The sequence below is a fragment of the Herbaspirillum sp. RTI4 genome, from assembly GCF_034313965.1.
GTDB lineage: Bacteria > Pseudomonadota > Gammaproteobacteria > Burkholderiales > Burkholderiaceae_D > Herbaspirillum.
In genome coordinates, this window is sequence record NZ_JAVIWQ010000002.1 from 781,138 (window position 1) to 800,501 (window position 19,364).

The 19,364-nt window shown below is 57.8% G+C and carries 16 protein-coding genes; 12 read left to right on the top strand and 4 right to left on the bottom strand.

What is annotated here, in order from left to right:
• Positions 1 to 201: 201 nt before the first annotated feature.
• The 4 genes from dprA (at position 202) to RGU70_RS03745 (ending at position 6,109) form a co-directional block, all read left to right on the top strand.
• A complete protein-coding gene (gene dprA, locus RGU70_RS03730) occupies positions 202 to 1,347 on the top strand; it encodes a DNA-processing protein DprA (RefSeq protein WP_322208058.1) in 1,146 nt (381 codons plus the stop codon).
• A gap of 96 nt (positions 1,348 to 1,443) precedes the next feature.
• Positions 1,444 to 1,920, top strand: coding sequence for a DUF494 domain-containing protein (locus tag RGU70_RS03735; RefSeq protein ID WP_322208059.1), 477 nt, complete (start codon positions 1,444 to 1,446; stop codon positions 1,918 to 1,920).
• A gap of 293 nt (positions 1,921 to 2,213) precedes the next feature.
• Complete coding sequence (locus RGU70_RS03740) at positions 2,214 to 4,883, top strand: DNA topoisomerase III (RefSeq protein ID WP_322208060.1); 2,670 nt, start codon at positions 2,214 to 2,216, stop codon at positions 4,881 to 4,883.
• Between the two features lie 92 nt (positions 4,884 to 4,975).
• Entirely contained in the window at positions 4,976 to 6,109 is a 1,134-nt protein-coding gene (locus RGU70_RS03745; RefSeq protein WP_322208061.1) for a hypothetical protein, read from the top strand.
• Positions 6,110 to 6,198: 89 nt separating this feature from the next.
• Here RGU70_RS03745 and RGU70_RS03750 read toward each other — a convergent pair whose 3' ends face one another.
• The gene (locus tag RGU70_RS03750; protein ID WP_322210692.1) at positions 6,199 to 6,972 is read right to left on the bottom strand and encodes an exodeoxyribonuclease III; all 774 of its coding nucleotides are present in this window, start codon (positions 6,970 to 6,972) and stop codon (positions 6,199 to 6,201) included.
• Positions 6,973 to 7,139: 167 nt separating this feature from the next.
• On the opposite strand from RGU70_RS03750, the gene pyrE reads away from it, so the two are divergent.
• Entirely contained in the window at positions 7,140 to 7,802 is a 663-nt protein-coding gene (gene pyrE, locus RGU70_RS03755) for an orotate phosphoribosyltransferase (RefSeq protein WP_322208062.1), read from the top strand.
• Between the two features lie 277 nt (positions 7,803 to 8,079).
• On the opposite strand, the gene gatB is transcribed toward pyrE, so the two are convergent.
• The 3 genes from gatB to gatC form a co-directional block, all read right to left on the bottom strand.
• Positions 8,080 to 9,567: an Asp-tRNA(Asn)/Glu-tRNA(Gln) amidotransferase subunit GatB gene (gene gatB / locus RGU70_RS03760; protein WP_322208063.1), complete on the bottom strand. Its 1,488-nt coding sequence runs from the start codon at positions 9,565 to 9,567 to the stop codon at positions 8,080 to 8,082.
• On the bottom strand, positions 9,564 to 11,030 hold the full coding sequence (gene gatA, locus RGU70_RS03765) for an Asp-tRNA(Asn)/Glu-tRNA(Gln) amidotransferase subunit GatA (protein ID WP_322208064.1): 1,467 nt from the start codon (positions 11,028 to 11,030) through the stop codon (positions 9,564 to 9,566). The genes gatB and gatA overlap by 4 nt, the downstream gene beginning before the upstream one ends.
• An 87-nt stretch (positions 11,031 to 11,117) precedes the next feature.
• Positions 11,118 to 11,420, bottom strand: coding sequence for an Asp-tRNA(Asn)/Glu-tRNA(Gln) amidotransferase subunit GatC (gene gatC / locus RGU70_RS03770; protein WP_322208065.1), 303 nt, complete (start codon positions 11,418 to 11,420; stop codon positions 11,118 to 11,120).
• A gap of 398 nt (positions 11,421 to 11,818) precedes the next feature.
• Between gatC and RGU70_RS03775 the strand changes: the two genes are divergently transcribed.
• The 7 genes from RGU70_RS03775 (at position 11,819) to RGU70_RS03805 (ending at position 19,353) form a co-directional block, all read left to right on the top strand.
• Positions 11,819 to 12,862, top strand: coding sequence for a rod shape-determining protein (locus RGU70_RS03775; RefSeq protein WP_322208066.1), 1,044 nt, complete (start codon positions 11,819 to 11,821; stop codon positions 12,860 to 12,862).
• 78 nt (positions 12,863 to 12,940) lie between these two features.
• Entirely contained in the window at positions 12,941 to 14,077 is a 1,137-nt protein-coding gene (gene mreC, locus RGU70_RS03780; RefSeq protein WP_322208067.1) for a rod shape-determining protein MreC, read from the top strand.
• Positions 14,074 to 14,589, top strand: coding sequence for a rod shape-determining protein MreD (mreD, locus tag RGU70_RS03785; protein ID WP_322208068.1), 516 nt, complete (start codon positions 14,074 to 14,076; stop codon positions 14,587 to 14,589). The genes mreC and mreD overlap by 4 nt, the downstream gene beginning before the upstream one ends.
• Before the next feature lie 20 nt (positions 14,590 to 14,609).
• Positions 14,610 to 16,553 (top strand): penicillin-binding protein 2, encoded by a 1,944-nt coding sequence (gene mrdA / locus RGU70_RS03790; RefSeq protein WP_322208069.1) that lies wholly within the window; start codon positions 14,610 to 14,612, stop codon positions 16,551 to 16,553.
• Between the two features lie 66 nt (positions 16,554 to 16,619).
• The gene (gene rodA, locus RGU70_RS03795) at positions 16,620 to 17,729 is read left to right on the top strand and encodes a rod shape-determining protein RodA (protein WP_322208070.1); all 1,110 of its coding nucleotides are present in this window, start codon (positions 16,620 to 16,622) and stop codon (positions 17,727 to 17,729) included.
• A gap of 201 nt (positions 17,730 to 17,930) precedes the next feature.
• Complete coding sequence (locus tag RGU70_RS03800; RefSeq protein ID WP_322210693.1) at positions 17,931 to 19,016, top strand: septal ring lytic transglycosylase RlpA family protein; 1,086 nt, start codon at positions 17,931 to 17,933, stop codon at positions 19,014 to 19,016.
• A gap of 4 nt (positions 19,017 to 19,020) precedes the next feature.
• Positions 19,021 to 19,353 (top strand): DMT family transporter, encoded by a 333-nt coding sequence (locus RGU70_RS03805; RefSeq protein ID WP_322208071.1) that lies wholly within the window; start codon positions 19,021 to 19,023, stop codon positions 19,351 to 19,353.
• The last annotated feature ends 11 nt before the right edge of the window (positions 19,354 to 19,364 follow it).

Below are 19,364 nucleotides of genomic sequence, written 5' to 3' on the forward strand. Positions count from 1 at the left end.
CGCTGTTGCGATGTAATTGAATGAGGGGGCGGCGCGAGAGAATATCTGCGACGACTAAACAAGTCTGAAAATGCGGGTGTTGGATTGCCAGTTCGACAATTTATCGTCAAAATCTGCAACCTTTTGCTGATTCCTGACTATGAAAAAGTGTAGCACGACTGTCAATCCGGCTGTTTTTCTCCTGCGTTTCGGGGCGCAGCGATGATGCCGCAGGGGCATGCTGTTGTGGGTACGGATGCAGCCGAGCTGGGTACCTGGTTGCGGTTGCAGCAAACGCCCGGCGTTGGCGCACTCACGGCCCGTCAACTGCTGAGCGCTTTCGGTTTGCCGCAGCAAATCTTCGCCGCATCGGTGGGCGACCTGAGGCAGGTGGTATCAGAGCGTATCGCGCTGGCGCTGCATGCCCCGCTTTCTGAAAAAGACAAGGCCCTGCTGGCGCGCAGCCTGGAATGGGTGGCGCAGCCAGATCATCATGTCCTCACGCTGGCCGACACCGCTTACCCACAGGCCCTGCTGGAGATCCCCGACCCGCCCTTGCTGTTGTATGTGAAGGGGCAGGCGTCCTTATTGCACGGTGCGGCGCTGGCGGTGGTAGGCAGCCGCAATGCAACCACGCAGGGCATGTTGAACGCCGAGCATTTTTCCGCCGCACTGAGTCAGGTGGGGATGACGATTATTTCCGGCATGGCGCTGGGCATCGATACCGCCGCCCATCTGGGTGCCTTGCGTGGCAGTGGCTCGACGGTGGCGGTGATCGGCACCGGGGCCGACCTGGTGTATCCGGCCCGTAACCGGGGACTGGCGCACAGCATTGCCGCGCAAGGCTGCATCGTGAGCGAATATGCGCTCGGCACACCGGCCATCGCCAGCAATTTCCCGCGCCGCAACCGGCTGATTTCGGGTCTGGCGCGCGGGGTGTTGGTGGTGGAGGCGGCGATGCAGTCGGGGTCGCTGATTACCGCCCGCATGGCCGCGGAACAGGGACGAGAGGTGTTCGCCATTCCCGGTTCGATTCACTCCCCTTTGTCCAAGGGCTGCCATGCCCTGATACGGCAAGGAGCGAAACTGGTCGAATCGGCCGAGCATGTGCTGGAAGAATTCGGCGCATTCCGGCGAGTGTGCGCGCAGCCATCTGCTGAAGTTGCTGCAAATAAATCGGTAACGACGCCAGAGACCTTGCAGTTTTTGCAAGGCATGGGGCACGACCCTGTAAGTGCCGATACCCTCTCCCTACGCAGTGGCCTGCCTATGGCGGCACTACAGGCGCGCTTGCTGGAACTGGAACTTGCCGGAGTGATAGAAATGTTGCCGGGCGGCTTATATAGTCGTTTGGCAATTGATCGATAAAGAGACGCTTATCGCCAGGTATTTGGCAAAAACTTAGAATTCCTGCGATACTAAGTTCGTAAAAAACCGTTTTAACACTCTTGGGACTGCACAGCCATGTTTGATGTCCTCGTCTATCTCTATGAAACGTATTACCGGCCCGACGCCTGCCCTGATTCCGCTGCGTTGGCGAAAAAGCTGTCGGCCATCGGTTTCGAGGAAGAAGAAATCAGTAAAGCGCTAGGTTGGTTAACCGATCTGGCGGAATCGACGCATGAGTATGCGATCACGTATCCGCAACAAACCGCCTTTTCCTTCGGCATCCGCATTTACGCCGAGCAAGAGATGGAAGCACTCGGCACGGCCGCCATCGGATTTATCCAGTTTCTGGAGTCGGCCAAAATGCTCAATCCGGTGCAACGAGAAATTGTGATCGACCGGGCGCTGGCCATTGGCGATACGCCGGTTCCGCTCGACAGAGTCAAAGTCATTGTGCTGATGGTCTTGTGGAGCCAGGGCAAAGAGCCGGACGGCCTGATGTTCGACGAGCTTTTCCTCGACGATGAAGACGCCGAGCCGCGGCTGCTACACTAAGCACGCAGCGTCGGCAGGCAAAACTCCAGTGCTGCCGTCAGGCGAATCCGGCCAGCGGCCACTGGCAAGCTATCGCCGCCACGCGAATTTTTCCGCTGTAAAATCAAGCCCCCGGTAACCGGCACACTTGCTCATTGCGCGATAACGCGCTTATCATTGCGCCGGTTTCTCGCAATGGCTGCATAACAACAGCAATGTTTTCTGCTGGCAGCATGAGCGCCACCCGCGCAACCGGGCGACGTCCCGACCGCAACAGCCCGATCCGGGCGCACCACCCTCTTTGAGACAACACTATGAGCAAGACCCTCATCATCGCCGAGAAGCCTTCTGTCGCGAACGACATCGCGAAGACGCTCGGCGGCTTTACCAAGCACGATGAGTACTTTGAATCGGACGAATACGTCCTGTCGTCGGCCGTCGGTCACTTGCTGGAAATCGCCGTTCCGGAAGAATTCGACGTCAAACGCGGCAAATGGAGCTTCGCCAATCTGCCGATGATTCCGCCGCATTTCGCCGTTAATCCCATCGTCAAGACTGAAGCGCGGCTGAAGGTGCTCAATCGCCTGATCAAGCGCAAGGATGTCACCGCACTGATTAACGCCTGCGATGCCGGACGGGAAGGCGAATTGATTTTCCGCCTGATTGCGCAGTACACCAAGGCAAAACAGCCGGTCAAGCGACTCTGGCTGCAATCGATGACGCCGGGCGCGATCCGCGACGGTTTCGCTCACTTGCGGGAAGATGCCGACATGCTGCCGCTGGCCGACGCTGCGCGCTGCCGCAGTGAAGCCGACTGGCTGATCGGTATCAACGGCACCCGCGCCATGACCGCCTTCAATTCGAAAGAAGGCGGTTTTTACCTGACGACCGTGGGCCGGGTGCAAACGCCGACGCTGTCGATCGTGGTCGAACGCGAAGAGAAAATCAAAAAATTCGTTTCCCGCGATTTCTGGGAAGTGCGCGCCGAATTCATTTGCGCCGCCGGTTTGTACGAAGGTCGCTGGCTGGACAAGTCGCACAAGAAAGACGAAACCGATCCCGAAAAACGCCCTGAGCGCTTGTGGAGCAAGGCGGCCGCTGAATCGATCGTCGCCGCCTGCCGCAACAAAATCGGCAACGTCACGGAAGAATCCAAGCCGACTACGCAGATGGCCCCCGGTCTGTTCGATCTGACCAGTCTGCAGCGCGAAGCCAACTCGCGCTTCGGCTTTTCCGCCAAGAACACGCTAGGACTGGCTCAGGCCTTGTACGAAAAGCACAAGGCGCTGACCTATCCCCGTACCGACTCCCGCCATCTGCCGGAGGATTACATCGACACCGTCAAGCAGACGGTCGATGCCTTGTCGGAAAACAATAATTACCAGCCGTTCTCATCGAAAATCCTGAAAAACGGCTGGATCAAGCCGAACAAGCGCATTTTCGATAACACCAAAATCAGCGATCACTTCGCCATCATTCCTACGCCGCAAGTGCCGAAGAATTTGTCGGAGCCGGAACAGAAACTCTACGACCTGGTCACGCGGCGCTTCATGGCGGTATTTTTCCCCGCGGCCGAATTTCAGGTCACGACCCGTTTTACCGAGGTGTCCGGTCATCAGTTCAAGACCGAAGGCAAGGTCATGACCAATCCGGGCTGGCTGGCGATTTACGGCAAGGAAGTGCAGGACGAGAAGGAAGAAGGCAGCGGCACGCTGGTCGCCGTGGCCAAGGATGAGAAGGTCAAGACCGAATCGGTCGTGGCCAACGGACTGGTCACCAAGCCGCCCGCCCGCTATACCGAAGCCACGCTGCTGTCGGCCATGGAAGGTGCGGGCAAGCTGCTCGATTCGGAAGAACTGCGCGATGCGATGGCCGGCAAGGGCCTCGGTACGCCAGCGACACGCGCCGCGACCATCGAAGGTTTGCTGTACGAAAAATACATCCTGCGCGAAGGCCGGGAAATTATGCCGACGGCCAAGGCGTTTCAGTTAATGACGCTGCTGCACGGCCTGGGCGTGCATGAACTGACCGAACCTGAGTTGACCGGCGAGTGGGAACAAAAGCTGGCACAGATGGAGCGGGGCAAGATCAGCCGCGAAGAATTCATGCGTGAAATCGCGCAGATGACGCAAGTCATCGTCAAGCGCGCCAAGGAATATACCAACGACACCATCCCGGGCGATTATGCGACGCTGCATACGCCGTGTCCGAATTGCGGCGCGGTGGTGAAAGAGAATTACCGGCGTTTTGCCTGCACCAAATGCGAATTTTCGATGAGCAAGGTGCCGGGCGGACGCCAGTTTGAAATTCCTGAAGTCGAAGACTTGCTCGAAAAACGGACCATCGGTCCCTTGCAGGGCTTCCGCTCCAAGATGGGACGGCCATTCGCCGCCATCCTGAAAATTTCACGCGACGAAGAAATCAAAAACTTCAAGCTGGAATTCGATTTCGGCCAGAACGATGGCGAAGGCGAAGATGGCGAAGCCGTCGATTTCAGCCAGCAGACTCCGCTGGCTCCCTGCCCGAAATGCGGCAATGGCGTGTTCGAAATGGGACTGGCCTATGTCTGCGAAATGAGCATGGCCAAGCCCAAGGCCTGCGATTTCCGCAGCGGCCGCATCATCTTGCAGCAGGAAATCCTGCCCGAGCAGATGGTCAAGTTGCTGACTGAAGGCAAGACCGATCTGCTGCCGGGATTTGTTTCGCAGCGCACGCGTCGGCCTTTCAAGGCATTCCTGGTGCGTGGCGCGGACGGCAAAGTCAGTTTCGAATTCGAACCGCGCAAAGCCAAAGCGCCGGCCAAGGGCAAGGCCGCTGCGGTGGCCGATGAGGGCGAAGACGGTGCTGCGCCGGTTGCCGCCAAGGCGACGAAAGCGGTTGCTAAAAAACCGGTGAAGAAAGCGGCTGTCAAGGCAGTCAAAAAGCCGGCCGCTAAAAAGCCCGCCCTGAAAAAACCGGTAGCTAAAAAAGTGGCTACGGCCTGATCGCGTCAATTGTTGTGAAATAGTCGATTTTGGAAAGAAAAGAAGGGTGAAGTGAGTATGATCGGCGAAGTTATCTTCAATGGATCGTATTTATGGCTTCCTGCTTTTCTTCTCCTCATGTTTCTGCCGCCAGTTTTTCATGCGGAGTAATCCGCGCGAATGGCAAGCCTTGGGCGGCGGCGGCTAACCGCAAGTCGCCGCTCTATGGCAACGTCGTGGACGATGTCGCGCTCTGTGCCGAGCAAGCCCGCAGCGGCTCGCGGCCGGATCTGGAACTCCTCATCAATCAGACTTTGCGCAATGACAGCAAAGGCGCTGCGGCCGAACAGGCACTGTTTTTCCTCTACCTCGACGCTTCACCCGACGTGCGTGGCATGCTCGGGAAAATGGCGGTGGACTTATATCAAATGAAAATGGCCGCCGAGCGCGATCTGAGCCCGGCAAATTACCGCGCCAGCCTGCTAGGCAGCGCCCTCAGTCTGAATCAGGCCGGACACTTGCTGTACATCGTGCGTGAGGCGGCGCAAGGCTGCCCGGGGATCACGGAAATGATTGATCCCTTGTTCGTCGAATCTGAGAAGGAAGACTTGCGCCAGATAGTGGACAGCAATCCGGCCGTTTTTTGGAATCGCACACGCTTCATTGACGGCGACGAGATCAATACCTTTGCTGCTCTGCGCAGTAATCCCCGACTGGAATGCCTGCCTTGCGTCAGCCTCGATTCGACCTCGGCGAGCGAGGAAATCCAGCAATTAGCCAATTCCAGCAGCAAGCTTTTGCTGGTGCCGTTTCTGCGCGCCGAACACTGGCAGTTGATGGTGATCGAGCCTAACCCGGAGGGCGGTCGGCCTATGTCCGCGCTGTTCAATTCCAATCTGGCGGAAAATGAACAGACCTTGCCGGTGGCTGAGCGCATCAAGGACTGGTTTGCCTGGACGGATGTGCGGCACCATGTGCGTGAAGCCATGCAAGCCACGACCCCCGACGGCTGCGGTTTGTTCGTCAGCTACATGATCGAACAGCTCATGGAGCAATATCGTCCGGGAATGTCGATTCTGGATATCATGCAAACCGCCAAACTGCAGCTTTTGCTGCGGTTGCAGCAGGAGCCGGATGCCTTCGGCCGTGAAATGCGCCTCCAGTTGATCGAGCCCTTCCTTGTGCGGCCGGAGAATCAGCGCCTCTTTAACCCTCTGGATGCGGATGGTCAGGCCCCCGGCGGCTAATGTCGGGGTGGCGGTGAGCAGGTTCTCGCCGGTGCGGTGGCGTGTCTGCTTAGCCCTGTTGAGTTCTGTTTATTCCGATTTATCCCGGTTTAGCGATAAGCAATGGTGAGCGGCGCATGGTCAGAAAAGCGCTGCTCTTTATAAATGGACGCGCTGTCCGCTGTTGCCGCGATGCCGCTGGTTGCAATCTGGTAATCGATGCGCCAGCCGACGTTATTGGCCCAGGCCTGACCGCGATTGCTCCACCAGGTGTAGGCGTCGCCAGTGGCTTCCGGATACAACTTCCGATAGACGTCGACGAACTCCAGCTCGTCGAATATGCGGGTCATCCAGGCCCGTTCTTCCGGTAAAAAGCCCGAGTTCTTCTTGTTGCTCTTCCAGTTTTTTAAATCAATTTCCTGGTGCGCGATATTCCAGTCGCCGCAAATGACGATTTCGCGGCCGCTGTCGCGCAAGCTTTGCAAATGCGGCAGGAAAGATTCCATGAAGCGGAACTTGGCTAACTGTCTTTCCTCGCTCGACGACCCGGACGGGCAATACAGTGAAATCACGGTCAAATCGCCAAAATCGCATTCGACATAACGGCCTTCTGCATCGAACTCGTCGTTGCCAAACCCTATCCGCACGCTATCCGGCTGGCGCTTGCTGTAGACGCCCACGCCGGAATAGCCTTTTTTCTCCGCGTAGTGAAAATGCCCGACATACGGTGCTGGCGCCAAAAATTGGGGCGTCATGTCAGCAGCTTGCGCCTTCAACTCCTGCACACAGAAAAAATCGGGCGAATACGTGGCGATCCACTCGAAAAAGCCTTTTTTTGCTGCGGAGCGAATGCCATTCAGATTGGCGGAAACAATGGTGGTCATCAGGAAGCCGTTCAGATAGAGGGGAATAGAGCGGACGTAGGATAACCGATTCATTTAAAATCGAGGTTTTATCGTTCCCATGTCCAACGGATGGGCAAGGAATGTCCGGCAAGCCTCTGTTTGTGAAGAGAATTTCTAGTCCTCCCCTTATTTCCCAGGAAGTTACCTTGAGCCAATTAAGACAAGAATTTATCGCTTTTGCCGTCAATGCTGGCGTTTTGCGTTTTGGCGAGTTCGTCACCAAGGCCGGTCGCACCAGCCCGTATTTTTTTAATGCCGGTTTATTCAACGAAGGCGCAACGCTCGCCCGTGTCGCCGATTTCTATGCGCAAACGCTGCTGGATTCGGGTATTGAATTCGACATGCTGTTCGGCCCGGCCTACAAGGGCATTACGCTGGCTTCGGCCACCGCCATGGCGCTTGCTGCCAAGGGGCGCAATGTGCCGTTTTCCTATAATCGTAAAGAAGCAAAGGACCACGGCGAAGGCGGCACGATTGTCGGCGCCAAGCTCGAAGGCCGGGTCGTCATCATTGATGACGTCATTTCTGCCGGTACCTCGGTGCGCGAGTCGGTCGACATGATCCGTGCCGCCGGCGCGACTCCGTGCGCAGTCCTCATTGCATTGGACCGGATGGAGCGGTCCGGTAAAGATGATGCGCTGTCAGAGCGTTCTGCCGTGCAGGAAGTCGCGAACGCCTACGCCATGCCGGTGGTCTCGATCGGCAATCTGAATGACTTGCTCGATTACATGGGTGGCCTGGGCGATAACGCCGAGCTGGATCAGCATCGGCGTGCGGTATCGGCATACCGCCAGCGCTACGGGGTCTGAAGCGATTTGATTGAGTGATGGCCGGTATTGAGGGATTGAGGGATTGAGGGATTGAGGCCGCTGATTTTCTCAGGGTGACGGTCAGCTGATGCCGCCATACAGAACGGGGTGGCATGCGCATTGAAGCTTGCCACCCCGTTCTGTTTCAGCGAGCCTGAGATCATGCCGCTAGCGGTACTTATTCAGCGCTTCTTTTGCTTCTTTTCGTGCAGCAAGGCATTCCGTACTGCACTCCGCACTCGCACTACTCTCCGCACTGTACCCCGCACTGCGCCGCTTATGCGGTCAATTTAGCCCGCAGCAATTCCGTCAGTTGCGCCGGATTGGCCTTGCCGCGCGTGGCCTTCATTGCTTGTCCGATCAGGGCGTTAATCGCCTGCTCTTTCCCCGCGCGGAATTCTTCCACAGATTTGACGTTGGCAGCCAGCACCTGATCGACGATGGCTTCCAGCGCGCCGCTATCGGAAATTTGCTTGAGACCCTTCTGATCGATAATTTCATCGGCCAGAGCCGGGCTCTCCGACCGTGCTTCCCACATGGCCGCAAACACTTCCTTGGCGATCTTGTTGGAAATGGTGCCGTCAGCGATCCGCTGCAACAACAAGGCCAGTTGGCTGGCGCTGACCGGCGCGGCGGCGATATCGGTATCTTCGCGATGCAGGGTCGAGGCCATATCCCCCATCAGCCAGTTAGCCGCCGACTTGGCTTGCGCATTCCCGGCAGCCGCTACGACAGCCTCGAAATAAATACTGGTCGCCTTCGATTGCGTCAGCACGACGGCGTCGTATTCCGACAGGCTGTAGTCGCGGATGAAACGCTCGCGCATGGCGCCGGGCAATTCCGGCATCGTTGCTTTGACGCGGGCAATCCACTCTTCTGAAATCATCAGCGGCGGCAGATCCGGATCGGGGAAGTAGCGGTAATCCTGCGAGTCTTCCTTGCTGCGCATCGAGCGCGTTTCCTTGCGGTCGGGGTCGTAGAGCCGGGTTTCCTGCACCACTTTGCCGCCATCCTCGATCAGTTCGATCTGCCGCCGCACTTCGTAATTGATGGCGTCTTCCATGAAGCGGAAGGAATTCAAATTCTTGATTTCGCTGCGCGTGCCGAAAGCGGCCTGCCCGACCGGACGCACCGATACGTTGGCGTCGCAGCGGAAAGAGCCTTCCTGCATATTGCCGTCGCAAATACCCAGCCACATCACCAGTGAATGCAGTGCCTTGGCGTAGGCGACCGCCTCGGCGGCGCTGCGCATGACCGGTTCGGTCACGATTTCCAGCAGCGGCGTGCCGGCACGGTTGAGGTCGATCCCGGTCATGCCCTGATAATCTTCGTGCAGCGATTTGCCGGCATCTTCTTCCAGATGGGCGCGGGTCAGTTCGACCGAGCGCAATTCCGGCTTGCCGTCTTTTTCCATGACAAATGGGACGTGTCCGCCCTGAACCACCGGGATTTCAAACTGGCTGATCTGATAGCCCTTGGGCAGATCGGGATAAAAATAATTTTTGCGCGCAAAGACCGAATGCGAGGCCACGGTAGCGCCGACGGCCAGACCGAACTGAATGGCGCGTTCGACTGCGCCGCGGTTAAGTACCGGCAATACGCCCGGCAGGGCCAGATCGACCGGACTCGCTTGCGTGTTCGGCTCCGCGCCGAAGCGGGTCGAGGAACCACTGAATATCTTGGAGACGGTTGAAAGTTGCGCGTGCGTTTCCAGACCGATGACGACTTCCCATTGCATAAAATTTCCTTGGCGGTATTGGTTCAAACCGGGGCGCGTAAGTGCCAGTCGGTGACTTGTTGATATTGATGGGCCACATTGAGCAAGCGGGCTTCGTCGAAGTAGTCGCCGATGATTTGCAAGCCGACCGGACGCCGGGAATTTTTTTCGCCCTGTCCGAAGCCGCAGGGAACCGACATGCCGGGTAAGCCTGCGAGGCTGGTGGAGAGGGTGTAAATGTCGGCCAGATAATTGGCAACCGGGTCATCGGTCTTGTCGCCCAGATCCCACGCCACGCTAGGCGCGACCGGGCCCATGATGACGTCGCACAGGCGGTTTTCGCCATGTAGCGCCTGCTGGAATTCCTGGGCGATCAGGCGGCGGATTTTTTGCGCCTGCAAGTAGTAGGCATCGTAATAACCATGCGACAGCACGTAGGCACCGACCAGGATGCGTCGTTTGACTTCCTCGCCGAAACCTTCCGCCCGGGTTTTGCTGTACATCTCGGCCAGATCTTTGTACTCGGCGGCGCGATGGCCGTAGCGCACGCCGTCGAAACGGCTCAGGTTGGACGAGGCTTCGGCCGGGGCAATGACGTAATAGACCGGAATCGACAGCTCGGTTTTTGGCAGGGAAATATCGACCAGCGTCGCGCCCAGTTTTTCAAATTCGCGCAAAGCGTCGCGGACGGCTTGTTCGACGTCGGCGGCTAATCCGGCGCTGAAAAATTCACGCGGCACGCCTATCCGCAAACCTTGCAGGCTGGTGTTGAGCGAGCGGTTGAAATCCTCTTCCGCGCGCGGCAGGCTGGTGGCGTCGCGGGCGTCGAAACCGTTCATGACATTGAGCAGCAGGCCGCAGTCTTCGGCCGTCTTGGCGATGGGGCCGCCCTGATCGAGCGATGAGGCAAAGGCGATCATGCCGTAGCGCGATACGCGGCTGTAGGTCGGCTTGATACCGGTCACGCCGCACAGTGCCGCCGGTTGGCGGATCGAGCCGCCGGTGTCGGTGCCGGTAGCTGCCGGGGTCAGCCGTGCGGCGATAGCGGCGGCCGAACCACCCGAAGAGCCGCCGGGGACGGCGGTTTTGTCCCAGGGGTTTTTAACCGCGCCGAAATAAGAATTTTCATTGCCCGAACCCATTGCGAATTCATCGCAGTTGAGTTTGCCCAGCGTGACGGTGCCGGCCGCGTTGAAGCGCTCGACGACAGTGGCGTCGAACGGGCTGACATAGTTTTCCAGCATCTTCGAACCGGCGGTAGTGCGCCAGTCGCGGGTGACGAAAATATCCTTGTGGGCGATCGGGATGCCGGTCAGGACGGTGGCGTCATTGTGCGCCAGCCGACGGTCGGCGATTTCGGCCTGGCGCAGGGTCAGTTCGGGATCGACGTGCAGGAAGGCGTTCAGATCGCTGCGGGCGATACGGTCGAGAAAAAGTGAGGCCAGTTCGCTGGCGGAAATTTTTTTGTCGTGCAGCAGGGCTGACAGCTGCTTGATGGTTTTGGTATGCATGGAATCGGAATGTGCTCGCGGGTTGTGCTTGCGTTGTTGTGCGGTGCCGTTCGCAACGGCCCGCAACAGGAATGGCGGTCGTCGGGGTCAGTCGAGTACTTGCGGGACCAGATACAGACCGTCGCGGGTGGCGGGGGCCGGCTGTTGGTAATCTGCCCGGCGGTTTGTCTCGCTGACTTCGTCCTCGCGCAGTCGGAGCGCCAGGTTGGGCGTCAGCGCGGCGATCGGGTGACTGAGCGGTTCAACGCCGCGGGTGTCGACCGCTTTGAGTTGTTCGACCAGGGCGAAGATGCCGTTGAGTTTGGTCAGGGTTGCATCGGCCTGCACTTCTGTCAGCTCTAATCGGGACAAATGGGCAATGCGTTTTACGTCGGAAAGCGTGAGGGTCATAGTAGGAGTGCGCCGCCGGCGCCTGAAGGTCAATGAAGGTCGGGCAGGGAAAAAGGTGCGCCTAAAAATACTGTGAGGTAACTCTGGCTGCTATTGGGAGTTTTTGCCTTTTTTGCTTGCGGGTATCGGGCAAATTATAAGGTAGAATGCGTGGTTAATGCCTTGCCGGTGTCGGGAATGCCTAACTATTGTTGTGCTGCACGGATCCAGGCCATGTCTGCGGTGCTTGTTGTGCCTCTGGTTATCGGTGTCCTTGCGTCAGCCTTGATCGTCCGTCGCGCACTCTGTCGGGCGCTCGCGATTCGTCTCATCCGCGCCGCCGCGGGCATGTTAATGATAAATCGCCTCCCCACTATTTACTTGCCTCGCGCTTTGCGCGCGGCGCATCAGGACAATTCATGTTTGGATTTTTACGTAGTTATTTCTCGAATGACCTCGCCATTGACCTGGGAACTGCCAATACGCTGATTTATGTGCGCGGACAGGGCATTGTGCTGGACGAACCTTCCGTTGTGGCAATTCGCCAGCAGGGCGGCCCCAGTGGCAAAAAAACCATCCAGGCGGTGGGCAAAGAAGCCAAGGCGATGCTGGGCAAAGTGCCAGGCAATATCGAGGCGATCCGCCCAATGAAGGACGGCGTGATTGCCGACTTCACCGTGACCGAGCAAATGCTCAAGCAGTTCATCCGCATGGTGCATGATTCCAAACTGTTTCGCCCATCGCCCCGCATCATCATTTGCGTGCCGTGCGGTTCGACTCAGGTTGAGCGTCGCGCCATTCGCGAATCGGCGCTGGGTGCCGGCGCATCGCAGGTTTATCTGATTGAAGAGCCAATGGCGGCGGCGATCGGTTCCGGTCTGCCGGTGTCGGATGCAACCGGTTCGATGGTCGTGGATATCGGCGGCGGCACGACCGAAGTCGGCATCATCTCGCTGGGCGGCATGGTGTACAAAGGCTCGGTGCGCGTTGGCGGCGATAAATTCGACGAAGCCATCGTCAACTACATCCGTCGCAATTACGGCATGTTGATCGGCGAACAGACTGCTGAAGCAATCAAGAAGCAAATCGGTTCCGCGTTTCCTGGTTCCGAAGTGCGGGAAATGGAAGTCAAGGGCCGTAATCTGTCCGAAGGCATCCCGCGCTCATTTACGATTTCCAGCAACGAAATTCTGGAAGCGCTGACTGACCCGCTCAACAACATCGTTTCTGCTGTTAAAAACGCTCTGGAACAGACTCCGCCGGAACTGGGCGCTGACATTGCCGAAAAGGGCATGATGCTGACCGGCGGCGGCGCATTGCTGCGCGATCTGGATCGTCTGTTGATGGAAGAAACCGGTCTGCCCGTGATTGTGGCGGAAGATCCATTGACTTGCGTCGTGCGCGGTTCCGGCATGGCGCTGGATCGGATGGACAAGCTGGGCTCGATTTTTTCTAGCGAATAATAATTTGTCCGTGCGCCGGCTGCCAGTTGCGGTCGGTCGTTGCGGATTTGGCTTCCATCACACCCTGTTTCTCGGTTAATGGATATTCCACCACTTTTTAAGCAAGGCGCTTCGGCACGCGTACGCGCGGGATTTTTTGCGCTGATTGCCGTTGCCATGCTGATCGTTGACTCCCGCATGCACAGCCTGATCGCCATTCGTCAGGCAGTCGGTAGCGCCCTCTATCCATTCCAGACCCTGGCCTTGATGCCGCGCGATGCGGCACAGGAAATGGCTGGCTATTTTTCTTCGCTGTCTTCGCTGCAGCAGGAAAATCAAAACCTGCGCCGTCAACAAATCACCAATGCTCAGGCCTTGCAGCAATGGCGGCTGCTGTCGGCTGAGAATGGACAATTGCGCAATTTGCTCAATATGCAGAAGCGCTTGACGGTTCGTTCATTGGTCGGAGAAATCCTCTACGATGCCCGCGATCCATTTTCTCGCAAGATCATCCTTAACCGCGGCTCCCGCGACGGAGTCGAAACCGGACAGCCGGTGATCGACGATATCGGGGTAGTGGGCCAAGTCACCAGAATTTTCCCCTTTAGTGCCGAAGTGACGCTTCTGACCGACAAAGATCAGGCAATACCGGTGCAGGTGCTGCGCAACGGCTTGCGCAGCATTGCTTACGGGCGCGGTCAGGCCGGGTCGCTCGATCTGCGTTTCATGGCGGCCAACGCCGATGTTCGTAACGGCGATTTACTGGTGACTTCCGGTATTGACGGTTTGTACCCTGCCGGGCTGGCAGTCGCCACGGTCAGTCAGGTGGAGGTCAAATCCAGTGATGCCTTCGCGCGCATTCTGTGTACGCCGGCGGCGGGCATTGACCGGCACCGGCAATTGCTGATTTTGCTGGCGCCACAGAATTTGTTGCCGCGCGCCGGGGCGGACGATGTGGCAGAGGCTAACGTCAAGGCTTTCCCGCGCCGGTTGCGCGAGGCGGTCCCGGCGATTGCACCGTTGCCAACGGCTGCGGCTACTTCAGTCACTCCCGCCACGGGGACTGCAACGGCCGCCATTCCGGGTACTGCGAATGCGCCGGTACCTGCGTTGCCAAAACCGAGTCCAACGCCAACGCCAACGCCAACGACTACGACTACAGCGGCACCGGTGTCAGCCGCTCCTGCTGCTCCTGCCGCTGTCACGCCTGCTCCTAGCGGAGCGGCTCCACGATGAACAATCCCCATTTTATTTTATTGCCTGTCAGCCCTTGGTTTATCGGCTTCAGTCTGCTGATGGCATTCCTGCTCAATTTGCTGCCTTGGGGCGGTATTGGGGTAGGTGTGCCGGATTTTGTTGCGCTGGTGCTGGTGTTCTGGAGCATTCATCAGCCGCGCAAAATCGGTATCTTCGCGGCTTTTCTGATGGGGGTTCTGATGGATGTCCATCAGGGAACTTTGCTCGGCGAAAGTGCCTTGGCCTATACCGTCCTCTCGTATTTCTCGATCATGATTCACCGCCGCATACTGTGGTTTCCTACCGCGACGCAGGCACTGCACATCCTGCCTTTGCTGGTGGTGGCGCAATTGATGCAAATGACGGTACATCTGGCGGTCAGCGGTAAATTTCCGCACTGGTATTACTTCCTTGGCAGTCTGGTCAGTGCAGTCTTGTGGCCGCTGCTGAGCTGGCTGTTGCTGGCGCCGCAACGGCGCTCGGTCAATCACGACGACAATCGTCCGATCTAGTCCAGTGCAGATCGGACGCCATGACTGAATTCAGAAATACCGAGCAAGAACTGCGCTTGTTCCGTGTGCGACTGTTGGCGGCGGCATTCCTGATCCTGATCTGCTTTTCGCTGCTGCTGGCCCGGTTTGTCTGGTTGCAGGTAGTGCGTCATAACGTCTACGCTTTGCAGGCCGAGGAAAACCGCATCTCCGTGGTGCCTATCGTCCCTAACCGGGGACTGATTCTGGATCGCAACGGCGTCGTTCTGGCGCGCAATTACTCGGCGTACACCCTGGAAGTCACCCCCTCCAAGATCAAGGTCAGTCTGGACGATCTGGTCGAACAGCTCAGTGCGCTGGTCGATATCTCGCCCAAGGACAGACGTCGTTTCCGCAAACTGCTGGACGAGTCGAAGAATTTTGAAAGCCTGCCCATCCGCACCCGCCTGAGCGATGAGGAGGTGGCGCGCTTCACTGTACAGCGCTACCGTTTTCCTGGCGTAGATATCAAGGCGCGCCTGTTCCGCCAGTATCCGTTCGGCAAGACTGCCGCCCATGTCATCGGCTATATCGGTCGCATCAGCAGGTCAGATGCCGATGCGCTGGAAGACAGTGATGACGAAGCCAACTACAACGGCACCGACTACATCGGCAAGGACGGCCTGGAAAAAAGCTATGAAGCGCAGTTGCATGGCACGACGGGTTACGAGGAAGTCGAAATTTCAGCCAGCGGCCGCGCTGTGCGTACCCTCTCTCGCACCGGTGCCACGCCAGGACGCAATCTGATTCTGTCCATCGATATCGAATTGCAAAAAGTGGTGGAAGAAGCCTTTGGCGATCGTAAAGGTGCGCTGGTGGCAATCGATCCGGCGACCGGCGATATTCTGGCCTACGTATCGCAACCCTCGTACGACCCGAACGTCTTCGTCGATGGCATCGATCAGCAAAGCTGGGATGAACTCAATAATTCGCCCGATCGCCCCCTGGTCAACCGGCCCTTGATCGGCACCTATGCACCCGGCTCCACCTACAAACCTTTCATGGCCCTGGCGGCGCTGGAGCTGGGCAAACGCAAGCCACAGGACGCCATTCGCGATCCCGGTTTCTTCTGGCTCGGCAATCATAAGTTCCGCGACGATAAAGAGGGCGGTCACGGGCTGGTCGACATGTACCGCTCCATCGTGGTCTCTTGCGACACGTATTACTACATGCTGTCGAACGACCTCGGCGTCGACGCCATTCACGATTTCATGGCGCCGTTCGGTTTTGGTCAATTGACCGGCATTGATCTGGAACATGAAAAGCGCGGCATTTTGCCTTCGACCGCATGGAAACGCGCGTCCTATCGCAAGCCGGAACAGCAAAAATGGTATGCCGGCGAAACCATTTCTCTGGGTATCGGCCAGGGCTACAACGCATTCACGCCGATTCAGATGGCGCATGCAGTAGCGACACTGGCCAATAACGGCATAGTGATGAAGCCGCATCTGGTGAAAATTCTGGAAGATGGCGTTACGCACCAGCGCACGGTGACGGTGCCGAAGGAAAGTGGCCGCATTCCGCTCAAGCAGGAAAACATCGATGTGATCAAGCATGCGATGGAAGGGGTCAACCTGGAAGGTACCGGTGCGAGGGCATTCGTCGGCGCCGGCTATACTTCCGCAGGCAAGAGCGGCACGGCACAGGTGGTAGCGATCAAGAAAAATGAAAAATACGACGCCAAACGACTGGCGACGCATTTACTTGATAACGCGCTGTTTACCGCCTTTGCACCGCTCGACAAGCCACGCATTGCGGTGGCGGTGGTGGTGGAAAATGGCGGCTTTGGCGCGCAAGCAGCCGCGCCGCTGGCGCGCAAGGCGCTGGATTATTACTTACTGGGAAAACGGCCGGTCAACAAGGATATCGCCCCCGCGCTTGATGCTCCAGCGGCCGCAGAGAGCGAGTCTGCGCCGGCAGAATCGTTTCCTCCGACGCGGGACTGAGCGTGACTACCGTCATGTCCTTTTCCGATTCGCATCCATTGACAGTCAGCTTCAGACCGGGCTTCCATGAACCTGCATAAACCTTCACTCTGGCAATTGATTCAGCCGCGACTGGCCGTGTTCGATGGCGCCTTGTCGCTATTTCTTTTTCTGTTGTTGTCGGTCGGCATCATTACCCTGTACTCGGCCGGCATGAATTTTCCCGGGCGGGTCGAAGACCAGTTGCGCAATATCCTGGTGGCTTTCATTGTCATGTGGATCGCCGCGAATATTTCGCCGCAGACCTTGTTGCGTTTCGCGGTACCGATTTATTCGGTCGGGGTAGCCTTGCTGATCGGCGTGGCCGCTTTTGGCTTGATCCGCAAGGGCGCGCGCCGCTGGATCAATATCGGCATGGTGGTGCAGCCGTCCGAAATCATGAAAATTGCCATGCCGCTGATGCTGGCATGGTATTTCCAGAAACGCGAAGGCATGCTGCGCTGGCATGCGTTTATTATCGCCGCCCTGCTGCTGGCGGTACCGGTCGGTCTGATCGTGCGTCAGCCCGATCTTGGCACGGCGGTGCTGGTGCTGGCCGCCGGTTTCTACGTCATATTTTTCGCGGGACTGTCCTGGAAAGTGCTGTTCGGACTGGTCGTCGCCGGTGCCGCCAGTCTGCCTGTGCTATGGTCCCTGATGCATGACTACCAGCGGCAGCGGGTCATGATGCTGATTGACCCGACGTCGGATCCCTTGGGAAAAGGTTTCCATATCATTCAGTCGACCATTGCCATCGGTTCCGGCGGGATCGCCGGCAAGGGCTGGCTCAAGGGTACCCAGACTCACCTGGAATTCATTCCCGAGCGCACCACCGACTTCATTTTTTCGGTCTATTCGGAAGAGTTCGGTCTGATCGGTAACATTGTGCTGCTGGTGCTGTACACCCTGTTGGTCGGACGTGGACTGATGATTACCGCCAATGCGCCGACCCTGTTTACGCGGCTGCTGGCGGGAGCCATCACGATGATCTTTTTCACCTACGCCTTCGTCAACATGGGCATGGTCAGCGGCATTTTGCCGGTAGTGGGCGTGCCCTTGCCGTTCATGAGTTACGGCGGCACCGCACTGGTGACACTGGGCATGGGCGCCGGGATATTGATGAGCATTCAACGCCATCGCAAATTGGTGCAAAGTTAGGGAGCAACACGGCCTAGCTTTGATCGAGGTGCTACGCGGGGCAATCGCGGGATGGCCATGGCTCAGCGGCGGTTGCTGATGCCCGCAACCCTGGGGCAAGCCGGCCCGCTCTTTTCAGAAGGAAGAATCATGCACACTATCGACTTACCATTTCGTCGTCAGAATTTGCGCAATCCGTTGTGCAATCCGTTATGCAATCCGATGCGCAATCCGATGCGCAATCCGTTTTGCAATGCGGCCTACCTGCTGCGCCCTCTTGCCGCACTGCTCGTGCTGGCGCTGGCCGCCTGCAGCAGCGCACCGAACCGACCCGCTCCCCCCGATGCCACCGGCAAAGCCGGCAAGTCCCCTTCGGCCAGTACCGGGCGAACCAATCCGGCATTGCCTGCGGCCGGTTCTGGCCGGGGGGGGTACTACCTTGACGATGGCCCGGGTGACAAGACGCCTGAAGGCTTGATGGATACTCCCGACGCCGAACCCCGCATCGAACCCTACTCCAAGAGTTCCGGGCGGCCCTACGTCGTGTTCGGCAAAACCTATACCCCGCTCATGGATGAGAAGCCCTTCAAGCAGCGCGGCATCGGTAGCTGGTACGGGAAAAAATTCCACGGACAGAAAACGTCCTCCGGCGAGCCTTACGATATGTACAAGATGACGGCCGCGCATCCCACTTTGCCGATTCCTTCCTACGCCAAAGTCACCAATCTGAAGACCGGCGCCCAGATCATCGTGCGGGTGAACGACCGCGGGCCATTCCATTCCAGCCGCATTATCGATTTGTCGTACACCGCTGCTTTGAAGCTCGGTTACTTGTCTAACGGCAGCAGCGAACTGGAAGTCGAGCGCCTGTTGCCGGACGACATTACCCAAATACTGGCGGATAAAAAGGCCGGTAGGCCAGTGCTGATGCAAGCCAGCGCAGCGGAACAGGGGGCGACGATGGAAGCCGTCAGCACCTCCCGGATTGAGACGCAGGGACTGATGGACGCCCCTGCCGACAAGGCTGCGCCAGCGCTGGTGGCGGGAGGGTCTCAGAGCATGCAGGCAGCCGCTGTCCCAGGTTTTTACTTGCAGTTCGGTGCGTTTTCGCAGGAAAACAATGCAGAAGCAGCGAAAGGGCGTTTGGAGCTGGGCCTGAGCGGGATCGTCGATCACATGCAAACGATGACCGTCAATGGGGTGTATCGGCTCTATGCCGGTCCTTACGCCAGTCGTGGTGCTGCGCAGGAGGCTGCGCAGCAGATACGCCAGCGTGGCGTGGTAACGCCGTTTATTGTTGAACGGTAAGCGTATGCATCCTTATGTCTATCTTGGCATCGCCATCGTTTCGGAAGTGATTGCCACCTCAGCGCTGCGTGCGGCCGACGGATTTACCCGACTGGTGCCATCGCTGTTGGTGGTAGTTGGCTATGCGATCGCCTTCCTGTTTTTGTCGCTGACGCTGAAAACCATACCGGTGGGGGTTGCTTACGCTATCTGGTCAGGGATGGGGATCGTACTGATTTCACTGGTGGCGTATTTTATCTACGGACAAACGCTGGATGCACCGGCGCTGATTGGCATGGGCCTGATTGTGGCCGGCGTGCTGGTACTGAATCTGTTTTCCCACTCGACGACGCATTAAAATCGCAAGCC